This is a genomic window from Brachybacterium sp. NPDC056505 (genome assembly GCF_042794925.1).
In the GTDB taxonomy this organism is placed as follows: Bacteria; Actinomycetota; Actinomycetes; order Actinomycetales; family Dermabacteraceae; genus Brachybacterium; species Brachybacterium kimchii.
In genome coordinates this window covers 136,185-156,982 of sequence record NZ_JBHTSV010000006.1, presented here as the reverse complement: position 1 = coordinate 156,982, position 20,798 = coordinate 136,185, and the positions used below count along the sequence as shown (strand labels likewise).

Sequence of the window (20,798 nt, the reverse complement as noted above, 5' to 3'; positions counted from 1 at the left end):
TCGACTACCGCACCCCCGCAGCGGTCGAAGCGTCCTACACTCACCCCACGACGACCGCGCCCGCCTAACCACGGAACGAAACCCAGGGCGCTTCATCGCGATCTCAGACCTTCGCGGCGTGCTTCGACAGGCCGAGCGCCCCGTTGATGTAGTCCATAGCGATTCCGCGCGCACTAGCCCTCACGGACTCCGGCTGGCCCTGGATGACGAGAACGCCGGCCGTCGCTTCTGTGGCCCATGTCTCGACGTTCACTCGGACGTGAGTCTCGCCGGTTCGCTCCGCCTTCTCGCGGTGCGTCTTGATGACGCTCTGCGCGCTCTTGTAGATCATCTCGACGACCATCTCGGCGCGCTTCACCGGGTCGACGGAACTGAGGGTCACGAGCTCGGTGCCTTCGAGGTTGGCCGTGTTGGTCTCGGCCTCAAGGAACTCGTCCGGAGTCTGGCAGGAGGGGCACAGGAGCCCGACCGGATACCCCTGGAAGAAGTTGACGTTCCACATCGCCGCGTTGGAGAGCATCTCAGAGTAGAGGCGCTTGCATCGCGTGCAGGCGCTGAGGCTGGTGGGTGCAGTGGTCATCGTAGGTTCGCTTTCTGGTGGTAGTTCGACTTCTCGTCGCTCTTCGAGCTCTTCCCCGGAGCAGCTGTGCTGCTCCTTCGCTTGTCGCTCTTCATGCTTTCCCCCGGAGCAGCTGTGCTGCTCCTCAGCCGGACGCTGTCCGGCTCACCGCGGCGTCGCTCATGCATCCCTGCCCGCGAAGGCCTCGTCACTGGCGCGAGCAGGCTTCGCCTCGAGCTCACGCTCTTACGACTTCCGCGCCCATCGGCGCAGCTCATCACTGAGCACGTCGTGCAGACGTATGACCAGGCGGGAGTGGAGTGACACAGCCCCTTGCTGGGGTCTTCTGGGGCAAGTTGCGTCGATTTGACAGCATGGATAGGATCTCCTCGACCTGCGGGAGCACGAAAGTCTCTTCAAGACTCACCCCGGGTCGGCTATGCCGACCGAGTCACCCCCGCAGGGTCGAGGAGGAGCGCGAGCACGTAGCCGATGACGTCACGGGCGCGGACCCTTTCAGCGCTCGATTGCTGAGGCTCCTACGGATCGCTCGCTCCAGATGCAGTTCTCTCCAACATGGAGCACGTTAAGCCGACCCGTCACCTCGACGGAGCCATCGATGTAGATGTGTCCGTGATCCGCGTAGACCGTGTGCTGCTCAGGGTCCCCGTGGAGCTGAAAGGTTTGCACGTGCCCTGCGACGATCGTCTTGCCGACCTCGTGTGACCCGACAGAAGCTGGGTACTTCTCCGTGAAGACGTAGTCCGGCGTCGCCTGTCGCCAGAGTTCGCCCGCCTCCTCATCGAGGCCGGCGTGCACCCAGATGTGGTGCTCTGTTTCGTGAACGAGGGGCAGTCGACGCATCCACGCGACAAGGCGTCCGTGGTGACCGAGGATGGCCCGCTTGAGGTTGCGGTTCATCGTCTCGCCGTCGAGATCGGAGGAGTCATCGCCCGGAGACTCGTGACCGAGGGCGTCGGCCAGTTCCAGGGGGGACAGGAACGAGCGGACAGTGGTGAAGTCTCGATCAGCTAGGAGCCAGCTGTAGTCCTCGTCGTCGCCGTCCAGCCAGTCGAGGAAGGCTGTGTCGTGGTTCCCGAGGAGCGCGACCACGCGGCCGCCGTAGCGCTGATGAGTCCGATGGGCGAGCTGCAGAACGCCCGCACTATCGGGTCCGCGGTCTACGTAGTCGCCGAGAAGCATCAGGTGGGCGTCTGCGTCCCGGTCGAGTCCGATGAGATCCAGGGCCGCGGCGAACTGCTCCCGATGGCCGTGGATGTCAGAGAGCGCGTAGTAGCTGGGCACCGCTCCATTCTCGCCCACGAGGCGTTGTCTACCGCGGAGCGGCTCGGAGCGCTCGCCCCGAGCCGTCTGTAGAGAACCTGATGCAGCAGCAGCTGAAGCAGCTCTTAGCGCTCTGCATCGAGGGGGAGCCACCACACAGGCCCGGTCCGCCACCGCCGAAAGCCTTGGTCTTCGTAGGCGTGGCACAGCCGAGCGAGCGCCGCGTCGCGTTCAGGGCCCCACTCCATCGGACCCTCAGGCGTCAGGGGCTCGGGCCTGAAGACCACTATCGTCTGCTGTGGAAGAAGGCCGAAAATCTCGAGGACCTGGGGAACGAGCTCCTTGGACAGGCGGTATCCGCGCCACTTCTCCTCAAGCGTCAGGCGCGTCATGAGGACGGCGGCCGTCGGCTCGTCGAACCGATCGAGGAGTGCATCGGCTTCCTTTCCAAGCTCAGCTGCGTCATCGTCATACTGGTCGCCTGAGAACGCGAGCTCGTGGTCCGTGACGTCCCAGTGGGCGGTGGTTACGAGACCGTGGATTCGACCTGCAAGGTGCACCTGGTCATCAAAGGAATTGATCATCTCGACCCACGCGCTGAAGCGTCGCAGTTCGTTGTGCGGGGAGATATCGCTCGGAAGCTCAACTTCGACGGAGGGAACGTCGACCAAGAATTCCTCGTCGTCCGGAGTGAAGATGGTGTCGCTCACCGCCGACCATCTCCGACAAGACGCTCCTCGACCCATGCATCAAGGTCTGAGACGCGGTACAGCACGCCGGCGCGAGGTCCGTCGTGGAGCTTGGCGTAACGCGGGCCCGTTCCCGCCATGCGCATCTTCGCGAGCGTCTTCGGCGAGAGGTTGAGGTAGGCGGCAGCCTGGTCGCCGCGGAAGGCGACGGGCGTGATGGTCAATTCTGTCATGGTGCAGCGCTCCGGCAACTTGCTAGGGCTCCGCTGCACTGACCTGCGCCGGGGGCGGATTGTTCCCCGGCACATCACGCTGATCACGGCCCGTGGTGCTGCACAAGGTCGCGTGTCCTGGTCTGTCGCCACCCAGGACGCCAAGATCGAGGCGGAAACCTGGTGGCGAACCGGGCTGAACCAACCTCTGAAGTCGTGTACGTCCATAATACTCGTCGACCGCTCCTATCGCTACAGTTCGTCCTAGAAGGCGTCCCGAATTGTCGGGGCTCAGAATGTCTCAGCCTGCGTAGATCGCGGCTCGCGCTTCGGTGGCCATCTCTACCGGCATTGCTGACGTGTAGTAGTCCAACGCGACCTGTTCGGTGTGTCCTAGCTGCTGCGCTCGTGCGGCCGGCGGAATACCCACTGCCATCAGCTGCATGTTCATCGTCGCGCGCCAGATGTGCGTGAGATGGCCCGGCATCGACAGCTTCGCGATGCCCAGTTCCTCCGCGACCAGGTCGTACAGCGCTCGTGCTTCTGCTCGAACCTTGGACAGCTCCCACACCTTTGTTCTGTCTCCAGCTTGGCCGACGATCAGAGCATCCTCCGGGTCCTCCGGGTGGGCGAGGAGAAGCTCGCGGATGTGCCAGATCGTCCTCTCGTCGAGGACATGAGCCAGGCGCGGAACCTTCCCCTTGGCGATTGCCTTGTCGACATCGATCGCCATGTGCGCTGCATCGTCGCGGACAAGCCCTCTCCACGCCTGACGGGCCTCCGAGATCCTCAAGCCCGTTCCCGCCTGGATCAGCGTCACCGAGATCATGTTCCGCCTCATGGCGACTCGATGCTCGAGTCCCCAACGTCCCCGCTTGGGAGCTGTGATCCCTTGTGATGGGTCCATGTCGACCAAGAAGTCCATGACGCGGTTGTACTCGTCCCGCGTCAGCGCGACCGTCTGCCCCCCGGAAGCCACTTCGCGCTGGCGTGCCATGGAGCTCAGGTCGATCCGCTCTCCCTTGATCGGGTTGGTCTCGAGGAGTTCATGTCGACGGAGATCTCGGAAGACCCATCCGGTGAGAACCGAGCGCGCCCGTCGCGAGGTCTCTTTGCCGTGGAGCCGTGCGATCTCCTGAAGGCAGGCTTCGATCGCGAGAATCTTCGCGGCGGCCTGGATCGTCTTCGGGCCGAGTGCCTTGTCGTGCTGGGTCGCTTCGTGTGACAAGCCGTCGCACTTCCCAATCAGCAGATCGAGCGATGCCGAGTACGCCTTGCGCGTCGTCACGGAGAGACCTGGCGCTTTGGCGATGTCTGGTCTGACGACCGCTTCGCAGAACTCTGCGAAGGACGATCGCTTCGTCCAGTCGGACGCGCCGCCTCGAGTGTGCTCCTCGAGCATGCGCTTGGCGGTAGCCCGGGCCTTGGTGCGAATCGCGGTGTCCGTGCTCCGGGGTGACCCCTGGGTGAACTTGCGTGTGGTCTTCGCGTTTCCCGGGAGCCGGATCGTCCACGCCAGGCGTCGATAGAGCACCTTGCCTTCTGCGTCGCGCTCCTCAGTCACCTGCACTCGGTCGATGCTGTGCTCGCCCTCGCCGAGCCGGGTGGTCGCGGCTCGCGTCCGTTGCTTCGTCATGCCTCAAGACTATACGCAGAGCTATACGCAAGATTCGCGCAATCCGGGGTGTTCGGGAGTCTTCTGGAGTAATCCAGACGCGTCCGGATGCGCTCGTGACCTGCATGGAAGGGTGCAACTACCAGGGGACTCGCAGTATTGGCCGCGATAACCCGGAGGTCGTAGGTTCAAATCCTGCCCCCGCTACGAAGAGAAGGCCCCCGATCCGGAAACGGATCGGGGGCCTTCGGCTTTTCCGGTGCAACGCGGCGGCGGACCACGGGCGCTCGGGTTCAGCGCCCGATGGTCCGGAGGATCTCCTCGCTCACGGCGCCCGGCTCGGTGAGCATGACCAGGTGACCGGAGTCCTGGGCCAGCACGTGGCGTCCGGCGGCGGTGCGGCCCGCGCGCTCGCGGTGAGCCGCGTTCATCTGCGCCCGCACCGCGCGGCCCACGCCGGCGGCGCTCGCACCGGAGATCACCGTCACCGGGAACCCCGGGTCTTCCGCGGCTTCGTCGGCCGCCCCCAGCAGGCGGAGATCACCGGCCATGTCCGCGCTCTCGGCGAGCTGCGTCCTCACTGCCTGCGGGGTGTACATCTCCGTGCGCGAATCCGCCCGTGCGTGCTCGGGCAGCATCGGGACCGAACGCGCATACATCGGCCCCAGTGCGCCCAAGCGGGCCAATGGCGGGAACAGCACCGCTTGGAGGGCGTTCATGCGGGCGAAGCCGGGCGAGAGGTAGTAGGGGCACAGCTCGTCGGCCGGATCCACGAGCACGAGTGCCCGGACGCGCTCAGGGCGGCGCATCGCGGCAGCGCGCACGATCGGTCCACCCCAGCTGTGGCCGACGAGCACGACACCGTGCGCGGCCGTGCTGCGTCCCGCTCTCTCGAGACCGTCCAGGAGCGCATTCAGATCCCGCGCCAGGTTCTCGAGTCGACGAGGGCCGGACGCGCCGGGGCTGCGGCCCAGTCCCGCACGGTCGTACGCGATGGTGTGCACGGACTGTGCGAGCCGCTGGTGGACCAGCGCCCAGATCGACCGCGTGGAAGCTGCTCCCGCCTCCAGGACGACCGTCGGCCCGTCGTAGGGGACAGGCCCCGAATCCTCCGCGTGGATCACCCGATGAGGACCGATCGGGAGATCGATGCCTCGGGCGTTCAGCGGCGCGCACTCCATGGGATCCTCTCCGACCCGGCGCGGCGTCGAGCCTGTCGTCGGCGACTACGTCGGGTGCTCGAGCATAAGCGAGAAGAGGGCGCGAGCCCTCGCGGTCTGAGAAGATCAGCGCATGAACGACACCGCCGTCCCCGCCCGCACCCTCGTCTTCATCGGGGACTCGATCACCGACGCCGGGCGTCGCGAGGATCCGGAGCACCTCGGGTTCGGATACGTGCGGCTGATCGCCGAGCACTTCTCGGCCCATGAGCCGGATGCGAGGGTGCTGAACACGGGGATCGGCGGGAACCGCGTGCCCGACCTGGTGGCGCGGTTCGGTCCGGACTGCCTGGACCTCGCCCCAGACGTCGTCACCCTCTACGTGGGCGTGAACGACACCTGGCGCCGCTACGACAGCGACGACCCCACCTCCGTGGAGGACTTCGAGGCCGGATACCGCTATCTGCTCGACCAGCTCTCGGGAGCACGACCGGGCGTGCCGGTGCTGCTGATCCTCCCGTTCGTGGCCGACATCGACGAGGAGAAGGCCCGCTACCACGAGGACCTCGCTCCCAAGGTCGCCCGCGTCCGGGCGCTCGCCCGCGAGTTCGGCCACCCCCTCGTGGACACCGAGCGCGTGCTCGAGCGCGCCTACGCCGCCGGCCACACCCCGGCGACCATCGCCGAGGACGGCGTGCACCCGACGATCGCGGGGCACCGTCTGCTGGCCGACGCGTGGCTCGAAGCCTTCGCGACGGTGGACCCGCGGCGTTGACGCGGCCCGGCCGCCTCAGCGCAGCGGTCGGGCGGTGACGTCGATCGAGAGGAAGCCGCGGCGGAGCGTCCGGCGGTCCACGACGAGCAGCTCGTCGGGCCTCCACGGATTGCGCAACGAGACCTCGCCCGTCGCCGGGTCGCATCCCACGATCGCCATCACATGGTTCCCCGGCAGCGACCCGCGCGCCGTGATCACGCGGGGTGAGAGCGGATGCGTGGAGGCGAGCGCGGCGCGCCCCTCGTCGAGCCATTCCCGCAGGCGGTCGGGGCGGGGGAGCAGCACGTGCGTGCGCGTGGGGATCCCCGTGAGGAGTTGGAGGCCGAACCGCCCGAGCCCCCGACCGAGCATCCGGTACGACCCGGCGACATGGATCGCGGCGGCCTTCTCCACGAGGCCCGGCCATCCCGGTGCGTCGGCGGCGCCCCCGGGTGCGGATCCGGACCCAGTCCCAGACCCGGACCCAGCCCCGGCCCCGGACCGGGACTGGAGTGCGCCCATCCAGCGGCCCCGTGCGTCGACCGGCATCGCCCGATCGACCGCGATGCGCACGCGGCCCCCGCGCAGCAGGACTCCGACGCTGCTCGACCCGTCGTGCGCCCTGATCATCCCCGCGATGCGCGCGGGCGCCGCCTCGTGGATCGCGAGCATCGCCGCCGCCACCCAGCAGTCGCCGAACGCGCCCTGGCGGGGACGGGCCTCGAGGTCCAGCGCGGAGCCGTCGACGCGGAAGCCGACGCCCGCCGGGCCCGCGGACAGCACGCGCGCCCGCCGTGCAGGGACGACGAGCGCGCGCAGCCGGCGGCGCCAGCTCATGGGCGGGAGTGCCTGATCAGTGGGCTTCGACGGGCTCGACGTCCTGGCCGATGCGCGCCATGACCTCCCCGAACCAGGGCTGGGAGATGTCGAAGGCCTTGTGGCCGGCGATGCGCTCGAACTCGATCGCGCGCAGCAGATCGCCCCGCTCCTCGTCGTGCCCGATCACGCCGGTGCCGCCCTCGAGGGCGACCTGCACGGCGAGGTCCGTCATGGACTTGATGAGGCGCAGGTCCTCCGCGTTCGCCTTGGCCGAGCGCGAGAAGTATCCGGACTTCTGCACCATGACCTTCTCCGCGCCCAGGCGCTCTGCGAACTGCTTCGCGAACCACTGGCCGGGGTTGATGGTGTCGAGCTTGACGTGGCCGAAGGGGTCCTTCTCGGGCTCCTCGCCGCGCGCCTGCATCTCGGCGACGATCTCGGGGATGCCCGCGCCCTCGGAGAGGAAGATGTTCACGCAGCCGGCCTCGTCCATGACGGCCTTGAGGCGCTCGGCCTCGCCCTCGATGTCGAGCTTCATCTCGGGCAGGAACACGGCGTGCACGTCCCAGCGCTCGGGCGTGTGACCGATGCCGGGCAGCCACTGCTGCTGGGCGTGCCACTGCTGGTAGTACTCGGCGGCCTGCGCCGTGAGGTACCCGCAGGAGCGGCCCATGATCTCGTGGATGATCAGCATGCGCGGATTCGAGCCGTGCTCCGCGAGGACGTTCTGGGCGAAGACGCTGGTCTGCTCCGCGGCGGTCTTCGCGCCCAGGGACTGGCGGATCGGCACGATGTCGTTGTCGATCGTCTTGGGCAGTCCCACGACCTGCAGGTCGAAGCCGTTCTCGTGGAGATGCTTGGCCAGGTCCGCGGCGGTGGTGTTGGTGTCGTCGCCGCCGATCGTGTGGAGCACGTCCACGCCGTCGGCCTTGAGCTTGTTCGCAGCGACCTCGAGAGCGTCCTCGCCCTCCTGGATGAGGCCGCGCTTGACCAGGTCGGCGGTGTTGGTGAGCTTCACGCGGGAGTTGCCGATGGGGGAGCCGCCGTAGTTGTGCAGGATCCCGGCGTGCTTGCGCACCTCGTCGTCCACGACGATCTTCTCGCCGGAGAGCAGGCCCCAGTAGCCGTGCTTGTAGGCGATGATCTCGACGTCGGGCACGAGCTCGGTGTAGCGCTCGATCAGTCCTCCCACGGCGGAGGAGAGGCAGGGGGCGTAGCCGCCGGCGGTGAGCAGTGCGACGCGCTTGATCGTCATGGGTCAGGTCCTTCGCGGTGTACGTGACGTGCGCGCACGGATGCGGACCGCGCAGCGCGTGGACAACACAGCCATCGTATCGGCCGGGTGCGCGGACACGCGCCGGCGGCCCGCGCGTCGGACCCCTCGGCGCGGCGCGTCAGTCGCGCGGTGCGAGGGCCTCGAGCGTCTCCTCGTGCAGGTGGCCGTTGGTGGCCACCGCATTGCCGCCGAAGGGGCCGTCCTCGCCGTCGAGCGAGGTGAACCGGCCGCCCGCCTCCGTGACGATCGGGACGAGTGCGGCCATGTCGTGGAGCTTGAGCTCGGGCTCGGTCGCGACGTCGACCGCGCCCTCGGCCAGCAGCATGTACGACCAGAAGTCGCCGTAGGCGCGGGTGCGCCAGAAACGCTGCATGAAGTTGAGCATCTGGGGGAGCCTGTCCAGGTCGGCCCAGCCGTGCAGGGAGGAGTAGGACAGAGACGCGTCCTCGATGCTGCGCACGTCGGACACCTGCATCTTCGTCGCCGCGTTCAGGCGCGTGCCCGTCCACGCGCCGGTCCCGGAACCCGCCCACCAGCGGCGCGAGAGCCCGGGCGCGGAGACCAGGCCGACCACCGTCTCGCCGTCCTCGACGAGGCCGATGAGCGTCGCCCAGACGGGCACTCCGCGCACGAAGTTCGAGGTGCCGTCGATCGGGTCGATGATCCACTGGCGTGGGGAGTGGCCGGTGGAGCCGAACTCCTCGCCGATCACCTGATCGCGCGAGCGGGAGCGGGCGAGCTGGGCCCGCACGAGCTCCTCCGCCGCGGTGTCCGCGTCGGTGACCTCCGTCAGATCCGGCTTGGTCTCGACCGTGAGGTCCTGGGCCTTGAAGCGGGACATGGTGAGCTGATCGACCGCATCGGCGAGGACATGGGCGAGCCGCAGATCGTCGGCGAATCGAGAGGACATGCGCCCAACCCTACGGCCTGGGCGCCCCGATTCCCGGCACCGCCCACGCCGCGCGCAGGTCCGCCGCGCTCACGCCTCCCACGGGTCGTTGCGGCGCAGCGCCTCGTCGAGACGGCGGTACGAGGCCAGGCGCTCAGGACCGGCCGAGCCCGCGCGCCCCTCCTCGACCGCGGCGTCGAGCGCGCAGTCGGGGGCGTCGGCGGCGTGGGTGCAGCCGCGCGGGCACTCCTCGGCGAGCGGGGCGAGATCGGCGAAGGCCTCGAGCAGCTCCTCGGGGGAGACGTGCCCGAGTCCGAAGGAGCGCACGCCCGGGGTGTCGATCACCCAGCCCGACTGGTCGGGAAGGCGCAGGGCGAGCGCCGAGGACGAGGTGTGGCGACCGCGGCCGGTGACGTCGTTGACGTGTCCCGTCGCCCTGTCGGCACCGGGCACCAGCGCGTTCAGCAGCGTCGACTTGCCCACGCCGGAATGGCCGATGAGCACGCTCGTGCGGCCGTGGAGATGCGCGTCGAGCTCCTCGACGCCGACGACATCCCCCTCCGCGTCGAGCTTCGTGACCACGTGCTCGACGCCCAGCGGCGCGTACTGGGCGAGGAAGTCGGCGGGATCGCGCAGGTCGGACTTCGTCAGGCAGAGCAGGGCGTCGATCCCGGCGACCCAGGCCGCGACCAGGCAGCGGTCGATCATGCCGCCGCGCGGCTCGGGGTCCGCGAGCGCCGTGACGATGACCATGAGGTCGGCGTTCGCGACCAGCGGGCGCTCCGTCGGATCGTCGTCGTCGGCGCTGCGCCTCAGGAAGGAGGAGCGCTCGTGCACCTTCACGATGCGCGCGAGCGATCCCTCCGTCCCGCTGGTGTCGCCGACCAGACCCACCACGTCGCCGGGGACGATCGGGGTGCGGCCCAGTTCGCGGGCCCGCATCGCGGTGACCACGTGCTCGCCGGCCGTCCCGGAGCCGACGACGGTGCGCCAGCGCCCGCGATCGACGGCGGTGACGAACGCCGGGATCGCGTCGTCGTGGCTCGGGCGGATCTTCGTGCGCGGCCGCGAGCCGCGGCGGTTGGGCCGGATCCGGACGTCGGACTCGTCCAGGTCGCGGATCCGGCGACTCACCTCGCCTCGCCCGCCTCGTCCGTGTGCAGCATGGCCAGCCACATGCCCACGAAGTCCGGGAGGGTCTTCTGGGTGGTGGCGACGTCGACCACGCGCACGTCGGGCACGCGGAGGCCGATGATCGCGCCCGCGGTCGCCATGCGATGGTCCTGGTAGGTCTCGAACTCGCAGCCGGTGAGGGGCCCGGGATGGATCTCGAGGGATCCCTCGTGCTCGACGGTGCGGCAGCCCAGCTTCGAGAGCTCCGTGGCGAGGGCATGGATGCGGTCGGTCTCGTGGCCGCGCAGATGCTTGATGCCGCGCAGGTGGCTGGGGGAGTCCGCAAGAGCGGCGAGGGCGGCGATCGTGGGCGTCAGCTCGCCGGTCGCCGAGAGGTCCGCGTCGATCCCGTGGATGACGCCGGTGCCGCGCACGCACACGTCCTCGTCCTCGCGCCAGAACTCCCCGCCCATGCGCGCGAGCAGGGTGCGGAAGGCGTCACCCGGCTGGTCGGTGCGGCTCGGCCAGTCGGCGATCTCGATCTCCCCGCCGGCGACCAGCGCGGCGGCCAGGAACGGCCCCGCGTTGGAGAGGTCCGGCTCGATGCGCACGTCGCCGAAGGCGATCGGTCCGGAGCGGACGGTCCAGACATGGGTGCCGTCGGGCTCCTGGCTGTGGGAGACGTCGATGCCCGCGCGGCGCATCTCCGTCATCGTCATCTCGATGTGGGGGAGCGAGGGCAGGGAGTCGCCGACGTGCCGCACCCGCAGGTCCTGATCGCAGCGCGCGCCGACCAGCAGCAGGTTCGAGATGAACTGGCTCGAGGCCGACGCGTCCACGTCGATGCTCCCGCCGGTCAGGCGCCCGCGGCCGTGCACGACGAACGGCAGATGTCCGGGCTCGCCCGTCTCGGTGACCTCGACGCCGAGCGATCGCAGCGCCTGGATCGCCGGTCCCATGGGCCGCAGCAGCGCCGACTCGTCCCCGGTGAAGGAGACGTCGCCGTGGTGCAGGGCCGCGAGCAGCGGCACGAAGCGCATGACGGTGCCGGCGAGTCCCGTGTGGATCTCGATCGGCCCCTCGGCATGCTCCGCGGGCGGCGGGAGAGGCGTGACCCGCAGCGCCTCGCCCTCCACGCTCAGCGTCGCCCCCAGGCGCTCGAGGGCATCGCGCATCAGGCGCGTGTCACGGGAGACCAGCACCCCCGTCAGCGCCGTGGGGGCATCGGCGATCGCCGAGAGCATCATCCAGCGCGCCGTGAGCGATTTCGAGCCGGGGACGCGCACGAGCGCGTCCACGGGACCGCCCGCGACGGGGGCGGTCCAGGTGACCTCCGACATCGATCAGCCGAGCTGGTCCGCGAGCTTCTCGCTGGACTTCCTGGCCTGCTTGGCGACCTCGTCGGCCTTCTTCGAGGCCTTCTTGCTGAGCTCGTCGGCCTTCTTGCTCGCCTTCTTCGAGAGCGAGCCAGAGGAGCTGCCGGCCTTCTTGGTCAGCCGATCGGCCTTCTTCTCGAGGTCGCGCTGGGTGGCGGCGGCCTTCTTCTGGCTGCGCTCGACGAACTGGCCCCACTGGTAGCCCAGCGACGGGCGGCCCTCGCGGTCCAGCACCGCGATCATCACGCCGCCCAGCAGGCCGACGTCGGCGAGGATCGACTTGATCTCGTCCATGCGCTCCTCGCCGCGCAGCTGCCAGACCTTCTTGCGCCCGGCCAGGCCCACGCTCGTGGTCACGAGCAGCACACCGGCGGCGGTGCGGGGCGCGCGGCCGGTCGCGTAGGCGAGGCCCGCGACGGCGGCGACGGCGCCGGTGGCGCGCAGCACGGTGCGGGAGTCGACGAAGGAGGGGGCCGACGTGCTCTCGAGGGCCTTGTCGACCTGGGCGAAGGCGGAGGGCGCGACCTCGATCTCACGCTCGGGGGAGATCGCGGTGCGCACGCCCTCGAAGATGAAGGGGGCGGCGAGAGCAGGGCGGGCGATGCGGCGGATGAGCGACATGGTGTCCTCACGTCTCGGGTTCGATGGACTCTGCCGGGCGGGGCCCGGCGTTGTGACCAGCCTATCGCGCACCCCGCCCCGTGCGTCCGGCCACCGGGGAACAGCCGAGGGGTCGTGCGCGTTGCAACCAGCGGACCCTGACGGGAAGCGCAGGAGCGGACGGACCTCGTCGCCGACGAGCATCCGCCGCCGCGCGGACCGTCCCCACCGTTCGCACCAGCGCGCCCTGCGGCGCAGGGAGAGGAGAGAGCCGATGACCACGTGCCTGCGGACGCGGCCGCCGTCGGCCCTCCCCTTGCGCCGCTCGTCCCTGCGCGGGACCTCGTGCACGACCGTCCTCGCACCGACCGGTGCCGTACCGTGGAGCCTGATGACCACCACTGATCACGACGGCGACCGAGCCCCCGGCGCCGCCCCCGAGGACACGGCTCCCGAGGACTTCGACTTCGAGGCGGAGGCGCTCGCGCACCTCGACTCGCTCTACGGCGGCGCGCTGCGCATGACCCGCAATCCCCAGGACGCCGAGGACCTGGTCCAGGAGACCTACCTCAAGGCGCTGCGGGCGCGCGATCGCTTCACGCCGGGCACGAACCTGCGCGCCTGGCTGTACCGCATCATGACCAACTCGTACATCTCGACGTACCGGCAGAAGCAGCGTCGGCCGCGGGAGTCGTGGACCGACGAGGTCGAGGACTGGCAGCTCGCGGAGGTCGAGTCCCATTCGAGCCGCGGTCTGCGCTCGGCCGAGGCCGAGGCGCTGGACCGCCTGCCCGACACCGCGGTGAAGACGGCCCTGCAGGACCTGCGCGAGGACTACCGCATGGCGGTCTACCTCGCCGACGTCGAGGGCTTCGCTTACAAGGAGATCGCCGAGATCATGGACACGCCGATCGGCACCGTCATGTCCCGGCTGCACCGCGGACGCCGCCAGCTGCGCGAAGCGCTGAGCGACTACGCGCGCAGCAGCGGGTTCCTGCGGGACGGAGCAGATGACGGGGAGGAGGGACGATGACCGAGGAGCATGACGAGACCCGCCGCGATCTGCGGTTCGGGCTCGAGGAGGCGCTGGACGGCGAGCTCCCGCGCGACGTGGTCGAGCGCATGACGCGCCACGCCGAGGACTGCCCGGAGTGCGCCGACGAGCTCGAGCGCCTGCGCGCCATGAAGGACCTGGTGCGGCGCTGCTGCGCGAACGACACCGCCCCGCAGACCCTGCGCGAGCGCATCAGCGTGCAGTACCGCAGCGTGCAGTACCAGCGCCTCGAGGTCGAGCACGGGCCCGACGGCGCCACCTTCCGCTCCACCACGGTGCGCCGCGACACCCTGGGCTGACCCGGGCTGATACCGGCCGATCCGGCCCCTGACGCGACGAGGCCCCCTCCGGATGGAGGGGGCCTCGTCGATGCTCGGGGTGCTGCGCGTGGGCCGGACGGATCCTCGCCCTTCACGCCGCGCGAGCGCGCCTCAGGTGTTGGGACGCTTGCCGTGATTGGCGCCGTTCTTGCGACGGGACCGGCGCTTGCGACCGCGCTTGCTCATCACGCTCTCCTTCCTTCGCCCGGACAGACAACCTCAGCATTCTGTCACAGGGGATCGGCTGGTTCAGTCGGAGGTGCCCAGGAAGCGACCGAAGCCACCATGCAGGACCAGCCAGGCCATGAGGCCGTAGCCGGTCTGCCCGGGGTGGTCGCCGCCGCTGCGGGCCAGGTCCGAGGTCCACTGCTCGTGGCCTTCGAGGGAGCGCACGGTGTCCACGTAGGGCACGCGGCGCCGCGCGCAGACGTCGTCGAAGGCCCCGGAGAGCTCGACGAGGGCGTCGGTGCGCGCACGGTCGGCGCTGGGCGGCGGGCCGACGACGAACGCCGGGATCCGCAGCCGCTCGAGACCGTCGAGGACCTTGGCGAGGTTCAGACGGGAACGGGCCAGCGAGATGCCGGCATCGACGTCCCCGCCGCCCAGGCCCAGCACCACGCGATGCTCCACGGTGCCCTGGGCGAGGCCCTCGGCGTCGGTGCGCAGACGCACCTCCTCGTCCCAGCGCTCGGAGAGGTCGGCCGAGGTCTCCGAGGGGACCGCGCTCGTGTACAGCTCGACCCGCGGTCTCGGTGCCTGCTCCTTGGCGACGGCCCGGCCGAGCCAGCCGAGCGCCCGGGCGTCGCCCACGCCGGCGAGGAGCTCCTCGCCGAGGGCCACCAGGCGGATCGGCCTGTCGCTCGCGGGGGCGGGGCTGGCCGGGACGGTCCGCTGGACCGGGACCGAGCGGGGGGCGGGCTGTTCCACGTCGTCTCCTCGTCAGTTCTGCAGTGCCTGCGCGACCAGGGTCTCCTGCTCGGCCTTGTGGGTCTTGGCGGACCCGGTGGCCGGCGAGGCGGAGGCCGGTCGCGCCACGACCTGCAGGGTACGCCCCACGGCGGCCGAGAAGTTCAGGGCCATGAAGCCCCAGGCGCCCTGGTTCAGAGGCTCCTCCTGCACCCAGACGAGGTCGACGTCCGGGTAGGCGGAGAGCGTCTCGCGCAGCTCCTCCTCCGGCAGCGGGTAGTACTGCTCGAGGCGCACGATCGCGACGTCGTCGATGCCCTGCTTCTCCCTCGCGGCCACGAGCTCCCAGTAGAACTTCCCGCTGGTCAGCAGCACCTTCTTGGCCTTCGAGGGCTCCACGGTGGGATCCGGGAGCACGGGCTCGAAGGTGCCCGAGGTGAAGTCCTCGACGGAGCTCACGGCGGCCTTGTTGCGCAGCATCGACTTCGGGGTGAAGACGATCAGCGGCTTGCGGGGCTCGGTGCGGGCCTGACGGCGCAGCAGGTGGAAGTAGCTCGCCGGCGTCGAGGGCATCGCCACACGCATGTTCTCCTCGGCGCACATCACGAGGAAGCGCTCGATGCGGGCGGAGGAGTGGTCCGGGCCCTGGCCGTCGTAGCCGTGGGGGAGGAGCATCACCACGGAGGACTGCTGTCCCCACTTCTGCTCGGAGGAGGAGACGAACTCGTCGATGATGGTCTGCGCGCCGTCGACGAAGTCGCCGAACTGCGCCTCCCACAGCACCAGGGCGTTCGGGCTCTCCACGGAGTAACCGTACTCGAAGCCGAGCGCGGCGAACTCGGAGAGCGAGGAGTCGTAGACGTTGAAGCGCGCCTGGTCCTCGCTCAGGTGCAGCAGCGGGGTGAACGTGTCCTGGTTCAGGGAGTCGATGAGGACGCTGTGGCGCTGCACGAAGGTGCCGCGGCGCGAGTCCTGGCCCGCCAGGCGCACGCGCGTGCCCTCCATGAGCAGGGAGCCGAAGGCCAGCAGCTCGCCGTAGGCCCAGTCGATGCCGCCCGTGCGGGACATCTCCTGACGCTTCTCGAGCAGGCCGGTGAGCTTCGGGTACACGGTGAAGTCCTCGGGTGCGGCCATGTGGGCGTCTCCGATGCGCTCGAGCACCGACGCGGAGACGGCGGTCGCCGAGGGCACCACGATCTCGCCGGTGTGCTGCGAGCTGGGCAGGTCCAGCCCCTGCACCGAGTTCTTCGGGTCGGCCTCGCTGCTGGCGTTGCGGGCGTCGGCGAAGGCCTGGTCCAGGTGCTGCTGGAAGTTCTTCACCAGGGCGCCGGTCTCGTCCTCGGTGAGGTCGCCGCGCTCGATGAGGGAGTCGGTGTAGAGCTTGCGGACGGAGGGGCGGTCCTTGATGAGGTTGTACATGAGCGGCTGCGTCATGGCCGGGTCGTCGCCCTCGTTGTGGCCGCGGCGGCGGTAGCAGATCATGTCGATGACCACGTCGCGGTGGAACTTCTCGCGGTAGGCGAAGGCGATCTCGGCGACACGCACGCAGGCCTCGGGGTCGTCGCCGTTGACGTGGAAGACCGGCAGCTGCGTGGTCTTCGCGGCGTCGCTCGAGTAGAACGAGGAGCGCGAGGAGTCCGGCAGCGTGGTGAAGCCGATTTGGTTGTTGATGATCACGTGGACGGTGCCGCCGGTGCGGTAGCCGCGCAGCTCCGAGAGGTTCAGGGTCTCGGTGACCACGCCCTGGCCGGCGAAGGCCGCGTCGCCGTGGATGAGGATCGGGAGCACCGGGAAGTCGGTGACCCGCTCGAGCTGGTCCTGCTTGGCGCGCACGATGCCCTCGAGCACGGGGTTCGCGGCCTCGAGGTGCGAGGGGTTCGCCGCGAGGTACACCTTTGTGGTGGTGCCGTCCTCGGCGGTGTACGTGCCCTCGGTGCCCAGGTGGTACTTGACGTCTCCCGAGCCCAGGCCGCCCGAGGAGCCGTCGAACTCCTGGAAGATCTGGCCGAAGCTCTTGCCGGCCAGGTTCGAGAGCACGTTGAGGCGGCCGCGGTGGGCCATGCCGATGCAGACCTCCGCGATGTCGCCATGGGCGGCGTCGGAGAGGATCGAGTCCAGCAGCGGGATCACGGACTCGCCGCCCTCGAGGCTGAAGCGCTTCTGGCCCACGAACTTGGTCTGCAGGAACGTCTCGAACGCCTCGGCGGCATTGAGGCGGTCCATGATGTGGGTGACCTGGTCCTTGTCGTACTGCTTCTTGGGCGACTCGAACTGCTCCTGGATCCAGAGGCGCTCCTCCGGATCGGCGATGTGCATGTACTCCACGCCCACGGTGCGGCAGTAGGCGTCGCGCAGGATCCCGAGGATGTCGCGGAGCGTGGCCTCCTTGCGGCCTCCGAGCCCGCGGGTCGGGAAGGTGCGGTCCAGGTCCCACAGGGTGAGCCCGTAGGTCTGCACGTCGAGGTCGGGGTGGGTGCGCACGCGGTACTGCAGCGGGTCCGTGTCGGCCATCAGATGGCCGCGCACGCGGAAGGCATGGATGAGATCCATGACGTGCGCGAGCTTCTCGGCCTCGGTGTCGTGCAGCGGGTTGTCGGCGATCCAGCGCACGGGCTCGTAGGGGATCCGCAGCGAGGCGAAGACGCGGTCGTAGAAGCCGTCCTTGCCCAGGAGCTTGTCGGCCATCTTCTTGAGGAACTCGCCGGAGGCGGCGCCCTGGATGATCCGGTGGTCGTAGGTCGAGGTCAGCGTCATGACCTTCGAGACCGCGAGCTCGGCCAGGGTGGCCTGGCTCGCGCCCTGGAACTGCGCCGGGTAGTCCATCGCGCCGACGCCGACGATCGTGCCCTGGCCGGACATCAGGCGCGGGATCGAGTGGACGGTGCCGATGCCGCCGGGGTTCGTGAGGGTCACGGTGGTGCCGGTGAAGTCGTCCATCGTGAGCTTGCCGGCGCGGGCGCGCTTGACGATCTCCTCGTAGCTCGCCCAGAAGGTGAAGAAGTCCAGCTGCTGCGCGGCCTTGATCGAGGGCACCACGAGGGAGCGCGAGCCGTCGGGCCGGGGCATGTCGATCGCGAGGCCGAAGTTCACGTCCTCGCGCTGGAGCAGGAGCGGCTTGCCCTTCTCGTCGACGTCGAAGCCGTTGTTCATGTCGGGCATCTCGGTGATGGCCTCGACCATGGCCCAGCCGATGAGGTGGGTGAAGGAGACCTTGCCGCGGCGGTTCCGCTTGAGGTGGTTGTTCATCACGATGCGGTTGTCGAAGAGCAGCTTGACCGGGACGTCGCGCACGGACGTCGCCGTCGGCACCGTGAGCGACTCGTCCATGTTCCGCACCACCGCGGCGGCCGGGCCGCGCAGCTTGGTCGGGACGGGCTCGGTGAACTCGCGCTCGGGGATGGTCGAGCTCGGGGTGGTGGACCGCATCGGCCGGTCGGAGGTGTCGGAGACCTTCGCGGCGGGAGCGTCGTTCACGGCAGGGGAGTCCTTCGCAGAAGAGGGTGCGGACGGAGAGGCATCGGCGGATGCGGAGCGGGAGGCGCCGTCGGGCGCGGGCTTCGAGGTGGCCTCGGGCGCCGGGTCCGGCGCGGTCTTCGGGGCCTTCGCCGCGGGGGCGGGCTCCTCGGCGGCGGGAGCAGCAGCCGTGGCGGCCGGCGCGGGGTCGGGCGCGGGCTTCGTCGCCTGCGCGGCCGCGGGGGGCTGCTCCGAGGGTGCCGACTGCTCGGTGGGAGCGGAAGAGCTCTCGCCGGAGGGCGACGGGGACGCGGACGACGATGCGGGAGCGCTCGGGGTCTGCTGCGTGCGTGAGCGGAAGAACTCTGCCCAGCTCGGATCGACGCTCGAGGGGTCGGCCTTCCACTGCTCGTGGAGCTCGTCCACCAGCCACTGGTTGGGCCCGAACTCGGGCTCCTCGTCAACGGAATCGGAGAGGGGTGTCTTCTGTGACACTCTGCGATCGCCAACCTTCATGAAAATCGAATGGAGCGGACTCGTCCACCCTAACCGAGGGGAGGGGTCCCCGCGCCCATGAAGTGGGCATCCGCGCACCGATGACGGAGGGGTAGATCACCTCTGGTGGGAGGGGCCGGAGCCGACGGTCCCCGGAGGGCGCGGCGACCGCGGACGCGGGGCTCAGCGATCGGGCAGCGTCAGGCGTATCGCCGAGGAGCGATCCGGGTCAGTGTGCGGCCGCGGATCGTCGATCACCTGGATCCGACCGCCGTGCAGCTCGACCGCCCAGCGGGCGATCGCGAGGCCCAGTCCGGTGCCGCCCGAGCCGTCGTCGGTGCCCCCGCCGTGCTGGAAGCGCTCGAAGACGCGCTCGCGGTCGGCGCGGGCGATGCCCGGGCCCTCGTCCCGCACCTCGATGAGCACGCCGTCGTCGGCCGCGGTGCGCTCGGCGCGCACGCGCACCCTGCCGTCGGGCGGGGAGTGGCGGGAGGCGTTGTCCAGGAGGTTCGCGATGACCTGGCGGATGCGGGCGGCGTCGGCCGCGGCGGTGAGGTCGGCGGGGTCGACCTCGACGACCCAGCGCAGCTCGCGACCGCGGGCCCGGGCGCCCAGATCCGCGGCGTCGACCGCCTCGTGCAGGAACGGGGTGAGGGCGACCTGCTCGACGTCGATGTCGATCACACCGGCATCGATCCGCGAGAGGTCCAGGAGGTCGTCGACGAGGTCGGAGAGCCGCTCGGTCTCCCCGAGCGCGACCTCGAGCGCGGCCGGATCGGGGTCGGTGACCCCGTCCACGATGTTCTCGAGCTGGGCGCGCAGCCCCGCCACGGGCGTGCGCAGCTCGTGCGAGACGTTCGCCACGAGGTCGCGCCGCACCTTGTCGGTGACCTGCAGCTCGGTGGCCATGCGTGTGAACGCCTCGGCGAGCTGGCCCACCTCGTCGCGGCTCGAGGCCTCGATGCGCTGGGAGTAGTCGCCGCGGGCCATGGCGCGCGCGGCCCGGGTCATCTGGCGCAGCGGGGAGGTCATGCCGCGCGCGAGGACCTGGGTGACCGCGAGCGCCGCGAGCACCACGAGCGGCAGGGTGAGCAGGGGATGCAGGTTCGCGGCGAGGCTCAGCCAGGTGAGCACCACGGCCACGATGACGCTCACGGCGACGAGCACGCCGAGCTTGACCTTGAACGAGCGCAGCTGGTCCAGCGGCCGCACCTCGAGGTTCTCGAGCGACTCCTGGACCGCCGCGCGGCTCGGGCGTCTCAGGAGGACCGCCCCGAACCGTCGGCCCCGAGCCCATCGGGCTCCGGCTCGTCCTCGTCGTCGGGCAGCTCGAGCGCGTAGCCGACGCCGTGGACGGTGCGCACGAGGTCCGCACCGAGCTTGCGGCGCAGCGCCTTCACATGGGAGTCGACCGTGCGGGTGCCCGTCGCGTCGACCCAGTCCCAGACGTCCGCGAGCAGCTGCTCGCGCGTGAGCACGGTGCCGGGCGCGTTCGCCAGGCACAGCAGGAGGTCGAACTCCGTAGGGGTGAGGTGGGCGGGCGCGCCGGCACGGGTGACGCGATGCGCGGCGCGGTCGATGACCAGGTCGCCCAGCTGCAGCACGGCGGGGGCGTCGCCGACTCCGCCGGTCCCCACCTCGGGGGCCGACGAGGCGCGGCGCACCCGGCGCAGCAGCGCCTTCAGCCGCGCCACGAGCTCGCGCATCGAGAAGGGCTTGGTCATGTAGTCGTCGGCCCCGACTCCGAGGCCCACGAGCATGTCGGTCTCGTCGTCGCGCGCGGTGAGCATGAGCACGGGGACCGGGTCCTCCGCCTGGATCCGACGGCACACCTCGAGGCCGTCGAAGCCCGGGAGCATCACGTCCAGGACCACCACGTCGGGCGCGGCCTCGCGCACGGCGGCGACGCCGGAGGGGCCGTCGAGCGCGGTCGAGACCTCCCAGCCCTCTGCGGTCAGGCGGTCGGCGATCGCGCGGGTGATGGTGGGCTCGTCCTCGACGACGACCACGCGGGTCGGGCGGCTCGCGCTCTCGGTCTCGGCAGGCTTCGACATGGCGTCACTGTAACCGCGCGGCCCTGCACACGGCCCCGTCGGACCCTGGACGCTCCCTGCGCCCGCGCGCACGCGCTCCTATACACTCGATGCCACTATGAGCGATTCGCCCGTGCCGAGTACCGGCGCGCGCACCCGGACGGACACTGTGCCGCGGATGCGCGCCCTCC

The 20,798-nt window shown here is 69.9% G+C and carries 20 protein-coding genes; 3 read left to right on the top strand and 17 right to left on the bottom strand.

The window, feature by feature from the left end; all coding sequences use genetic code 11:
• Positions 1-103: 103 nt before the first annotated feature.
• From ACFQ53_RS06555 to ACFQ53_RS06530, 6 genes are all read right to left on the bottom strand, one after another.
• Positions 104-580, bottom strand: coding sequence for a hypothetical protein (locus ACFQ53_RS06555; RefSeq protein ID WP_377857046.1), 477 nt, complete (start codon positions 578-580; stop codon positions 104-106).
• 495 nt (positions 581-1,075) lie between these two features.
• Entirely contained in the window at positions 1,076-1,864 is a 789-nt protein-coding gene (locus ACFQ53_RS06550; protein WP_377857043.1) for a metallophosphoesterase, read from the bottom strand.
• 104 nt (positions 1,865-1,968) lie between these two features.
• On the bottom strand, positions 1,969-2,553 hold the full coding sequence (locus tag ACFQ53_RS06545; protein ID WP_377857040.1) for a hypothetical protein: 585 nt from the start codon (positions 2,551-2,553) through the stop codon (positions 1,969-1,971).
• Complete coding sequence (locus tag ACFQ53_RS06540) at positions 2,550-2,756, bottom strand: helix-turn-helix domain-containing protein (protein WP_377857038.1); 207 nt, start codon at positions 2,754-2,756, stop codon at positions 2,550-2,552. Before ACFQ53_RS06540 ends, ACFQ53_RS06545 begins: the two co-directional genes overlap by 4 nt.
• A gap of 289 nt (positions 2,757-3,045) precedes the next feature.
• Positions 3,046-4,380 carry a hypothetical protein gene (locus ACFQ53_RS06535; RefSeq protein ID WP_377857035.1) on the bottom strand — a complete coding sequence of 445 codons (1,335 nt, stop codon included), beginning with the start codon at positions 4,378-4,380 and terminating at the stop codon, positions 3,046-3,048.
• A gap of 272 nt (positions 4,381-4,652) precedes the next feature.
• Positions 4,653-5,540, bottom strand: a complete 888-nt coding sequence (locus ACFQ53_RS06530; protein WP_377857033.1) for an alpha/beta fold hydrolase — start codon at positions 5,538-5,540, stop codon at positions 4,653-4,655.
• Positions 5,541-5,652: 112 nt separating this feature from the next.
• Between ACFQ53_RS06530 and ACFQ53_RS06525 the strand changes: the two genes are divergently transcribed.
• Entirely contained in the window at positions 5,653-6,294 is a 642-nt protein-coding gene (locus ACFQ53_RS06525) for an SGNH/GDSL hydrolase family protein (RefSeq protein ID WP_377857030.1), read from the top strand.
• A gap of 15 nt (positions 6,295-6,309) precedes the next feature.
• Here ACFQ53_RS06525 and ACFQ53_RS06520 read toward each other — a convergent pair whose 3' ends face one another.
• The 6 genes from ACFQ53_RS06520 to ACFQ53_RS06495 all read right to left on the bottom strand — a co-directional run bounded on the left by ACFQ53_RS06520 (position 6,310) and on the right by ACFQ53_RS06495 (position 12,367).
• Positions 6,310-7,110 (bottom strand): crotonobetainyl-CoA--carnitine CoA-transferase, encoded by an 801-nt coding sequence (locus ACFQ53_RS06520; RefSeq protein WP_377857027.1) that lies wholly within the window; start codon positions 7,108-7,110, stop codon positions 6,310-6,312.
• Positions 7,111-7,126: 16 nt separating this feature from the next.
• Positions 7,127-8,347 carry a pyrophosphate--fructose-6-phosphate 1-phosphotransferase gene (locus ACFQ53_RS06515; protein WP_249479357.1) on the bottom strand — a complete coding sequence of 407 codons (1,221 nt, stop codon included), beginning with the start codon at positions 8,345-8,347 and terminating at the stop codon, positions 7,127-7,129.
• Positions 8,348-8,486: 139 nt separating this feature from the next.
• Complete coding sequence (locus ACFQ53_RS06510) at positions 8,487-9,278, bottom strand: inositol monophosphatase family protein (RefSeq protein ID WP_377857023.1); 792 nt, start codon at positions 9,276-9,278, stop codon at positions 8,487-8,489.
• 69 nt (positions 9,279-9,347) lie between these two features.
• On the bottom strand, positions 9,348-10,391 hold the full coding sequence (gene rsgA / locus ACFQ53_RS06505) for a ribosome small subunit-dependent GTPase A (RefSeq protein WP_377857020.1): 1,044 nt from the start codon (positions 10,389-10,391) through the stop codon (positions 9,348-9,350).
• A complete protein-coding gene (gene aroA, locus ACFQ53_RS06500) occupies positions 10,388-11,710 on the bottom strand; it encodes a 3-phosphoshikimate 1-carboxyvinyltransferase (RefSeq protein ID WP_377857017.1) in 1,323 nt (440 codons plus the stop codon). The genes rsgA and aroA overlap by 4 nt, the downstream gene beginning before the upstream one ends.
• A gap of 3 nt (positions 11,711-11,713) precedes the next feature.
• A complete protein-coding gene (locus ACFQ53_RS06495) occupies positions 11,714-12,367 on the bottom strand; it encodes a hypothetical protein (RefSeq protein WP_377857015.1) in 654 nt (217 codons plus the stop codon).
• Positions 12,368-12,737: 370 nt separating this feature from the next.
• Between ACFQ53_RS06495 and ACFQ53_RS06490 the strand changes: the two genes are divergently transcribed.
• Entirely contained in the window at positions 12,738-13,379 is a 642-nt protein-coding gene (locus tag ACFQ53_RS06490) for a sigma-70 family RNA polymerase sigma factor (RefSeq protein ID WP_249479362.1), read from the top strand.
• A complete protein-coding gene (rsrA, locus tag ACFQ53_RS06485) occupies positions 13,376-13,699 on the top strand; it encodes a mycothiol system anti-sigma-R factor (RefSeq protein WP_249479363.1) in 324 nt (107 codons plus the stop codon). Before ACFQ53_RS06490 ends, rsrA begins: the two co-directional genes overlap by 4 nt.
• 132 nt (positions 13,700-13,831) lie before the next feature.
• Here the strand turns inward: rsrA and ACFQ53_RS06480 are convergent, their stop codons facing one another.
• The 5 genes from ACFQ53_RS06480 to ACFQ53_RS06460 all read right to left on the bottom strand — a co-directional run bounded on the left by ACFQ53_RS06480 (position 13,832) and on the right by ACFQ53_RS06460 (position 20,628).
• Entirely contained in the window at positions 13,832-13,906 is a 75-nt protein-coding gene (locus ACFQ53_RS06480) for a 50S ribosomal protein bL37 (RefSeq protein WP_370645926.1), read from the bottom strand.
• Between the two features lie 63 nt (positions 13,907-13,969).
• Positions 13,970-14,647, bottom strand: coding sequence for a GDSL-type esterase/lipase family protein (locus tag ACFQ53_RS06475; RefSeq protein WP_377857010.1), 678 nt, complete (start codon positions 14,645-14,647; stop codon positions 13,970-13,972).
• A 12-nt stretch (positions 14,648-14,659) separates the two neighbouring features.
• Positions 14,660-18,574, bottom strand: a complete 3,915-nt coding sequence (locus tag ACFQ53_RS06470; protein ID WP_377857007.1) for a multifunctional oxoglutarate decarboxylase/oxoglutarate dehydrogenase thiamine pyrophosphate-binding subunit/dihydrolipoyllysine-residue succinyltransferase subunit — start codon at positions 18,572-18,574, stop codon at positions 14,660-14,662.
• Positions 18,575-18,757: 183 nt separating this feature from the next.
• Positions 18,758-19,786: an ATP-binding protein gene (locus ACFQ53_RS06465; protein WP_249479366.1), complete on the bottom strand. Its 1,029-nt coding sequence runs from the start codon at positions 19,784-19,786 to the stop codon at positions 18,758-18,760.
• Between the two features lie 47 nt (positions 19,787-19,833).
• Positions 19,834-20,628, bottom strand: a complete 795-nt coding sequence (locus tag ACFQ53_RS06460) for a response regulator transcription factor (protein ID WP_377857002.1) — start codon at positions 20,626-20,628, stop codon at positions 19,834-19,836.
• Between the last annotated feature and the right edge of the window lie 170 nt (positions 20,629-20,798).

What these genes read in the sequence shown, in the direction of transcription:
- ACFQ53_RS06515 (WP_249479357.1), bottom strand. Translation starts at nt 8,347, where the DNA reads ATGACGATCAAGCGCGTCGCACTGCTCACCGCCGGCGGCTACGCCCCC.
- ACFQ53_RS06495 (WP_377857015.1), bottom strand. Translation starts at nt 12,367, where the DNA reads ATGTCGCTCATCCGCCGCATCGCCCGCCCTGCTCTCGCCGCCCCCTTC.
- ACFQ53_RS06555 (WP_377857046.1), bottom strand. Translation starts at nt 580, where the DNA reads ATGACCACTGCACCCACCAGCCTCAGCGCCTGCACGCGATGCAAGCGC.
- rsrA (WP_249479363.1), top strand. Translation starts at nt 13,376, where the DNA reads ATGACCGAGGAGCATGACGAGACCCGCCGCGATCTGCGGTTCGGGCTC.
- ACFQ53_RS06535 (WP_377857035.1), bottom strand. Translation starts at nt 4,380, where the DNA reads ATGACGAAGCAACGGACGCGAGCCGCGACCACCCGGCTCGGCGAGGGC.
- ACFQ53_RS06460 (WP_377857002.1), bottom strand. Translation starts at nt 20,628, where the DNA reads ATGTCGAAGCCTGCCGAGACCGAGAGCGCGAGCCGCCCGACCCGCGTG.
- ACFQ53_RS06525 (WP_377857030.1), top strand. Translation starts at nt 5,653, where the DNA reads ATGAACGACACCGCCGTCCCCGCCCGCACCCTCGTCTTCATCGGGGAC.
- ACFQ53_RS06490 (WP_249479362.1), top strand. Translation starts at nt 12,738, where the DNA reads ATGACCACCACTGATCACGACGGCGACCGAGCCCCCGGCGCCGCCCCC.
- ACFQ53_RS06530 (WP_377857033.1), bottom strand. Translation starts at nt 5,540, where the DNA reads ATGGAGTGCGCGCCGCTGAACGCCCGAGGCATCGATCTCCCGATCGGT.
- ACFQ53_RS06520 (WP_377857027.1), bottom strand. Translation starts at nt 7,110, where the DNA reads ATGAGCTGGCGCCGCCGGCTGCGCGCGCTCGTCGTCCCTGCACGGCGG.
- ACFQ53_RS06510 (WP_377857023.1), bottom strand. Translation starts at nt 9,278, where the DNA reads ATGTCCTCTCGATTCGCCGACGATCTGCGGCTCGCCCATGTCCTCGCC.
- aroA (WP_377857017.1), bottom strand. Translation starts at nt 11,710, where the DNA reads ATGTCGGAGGTCACCTGGACCGCCCCCGTCGCGGGCGGTCCCGTGGAC.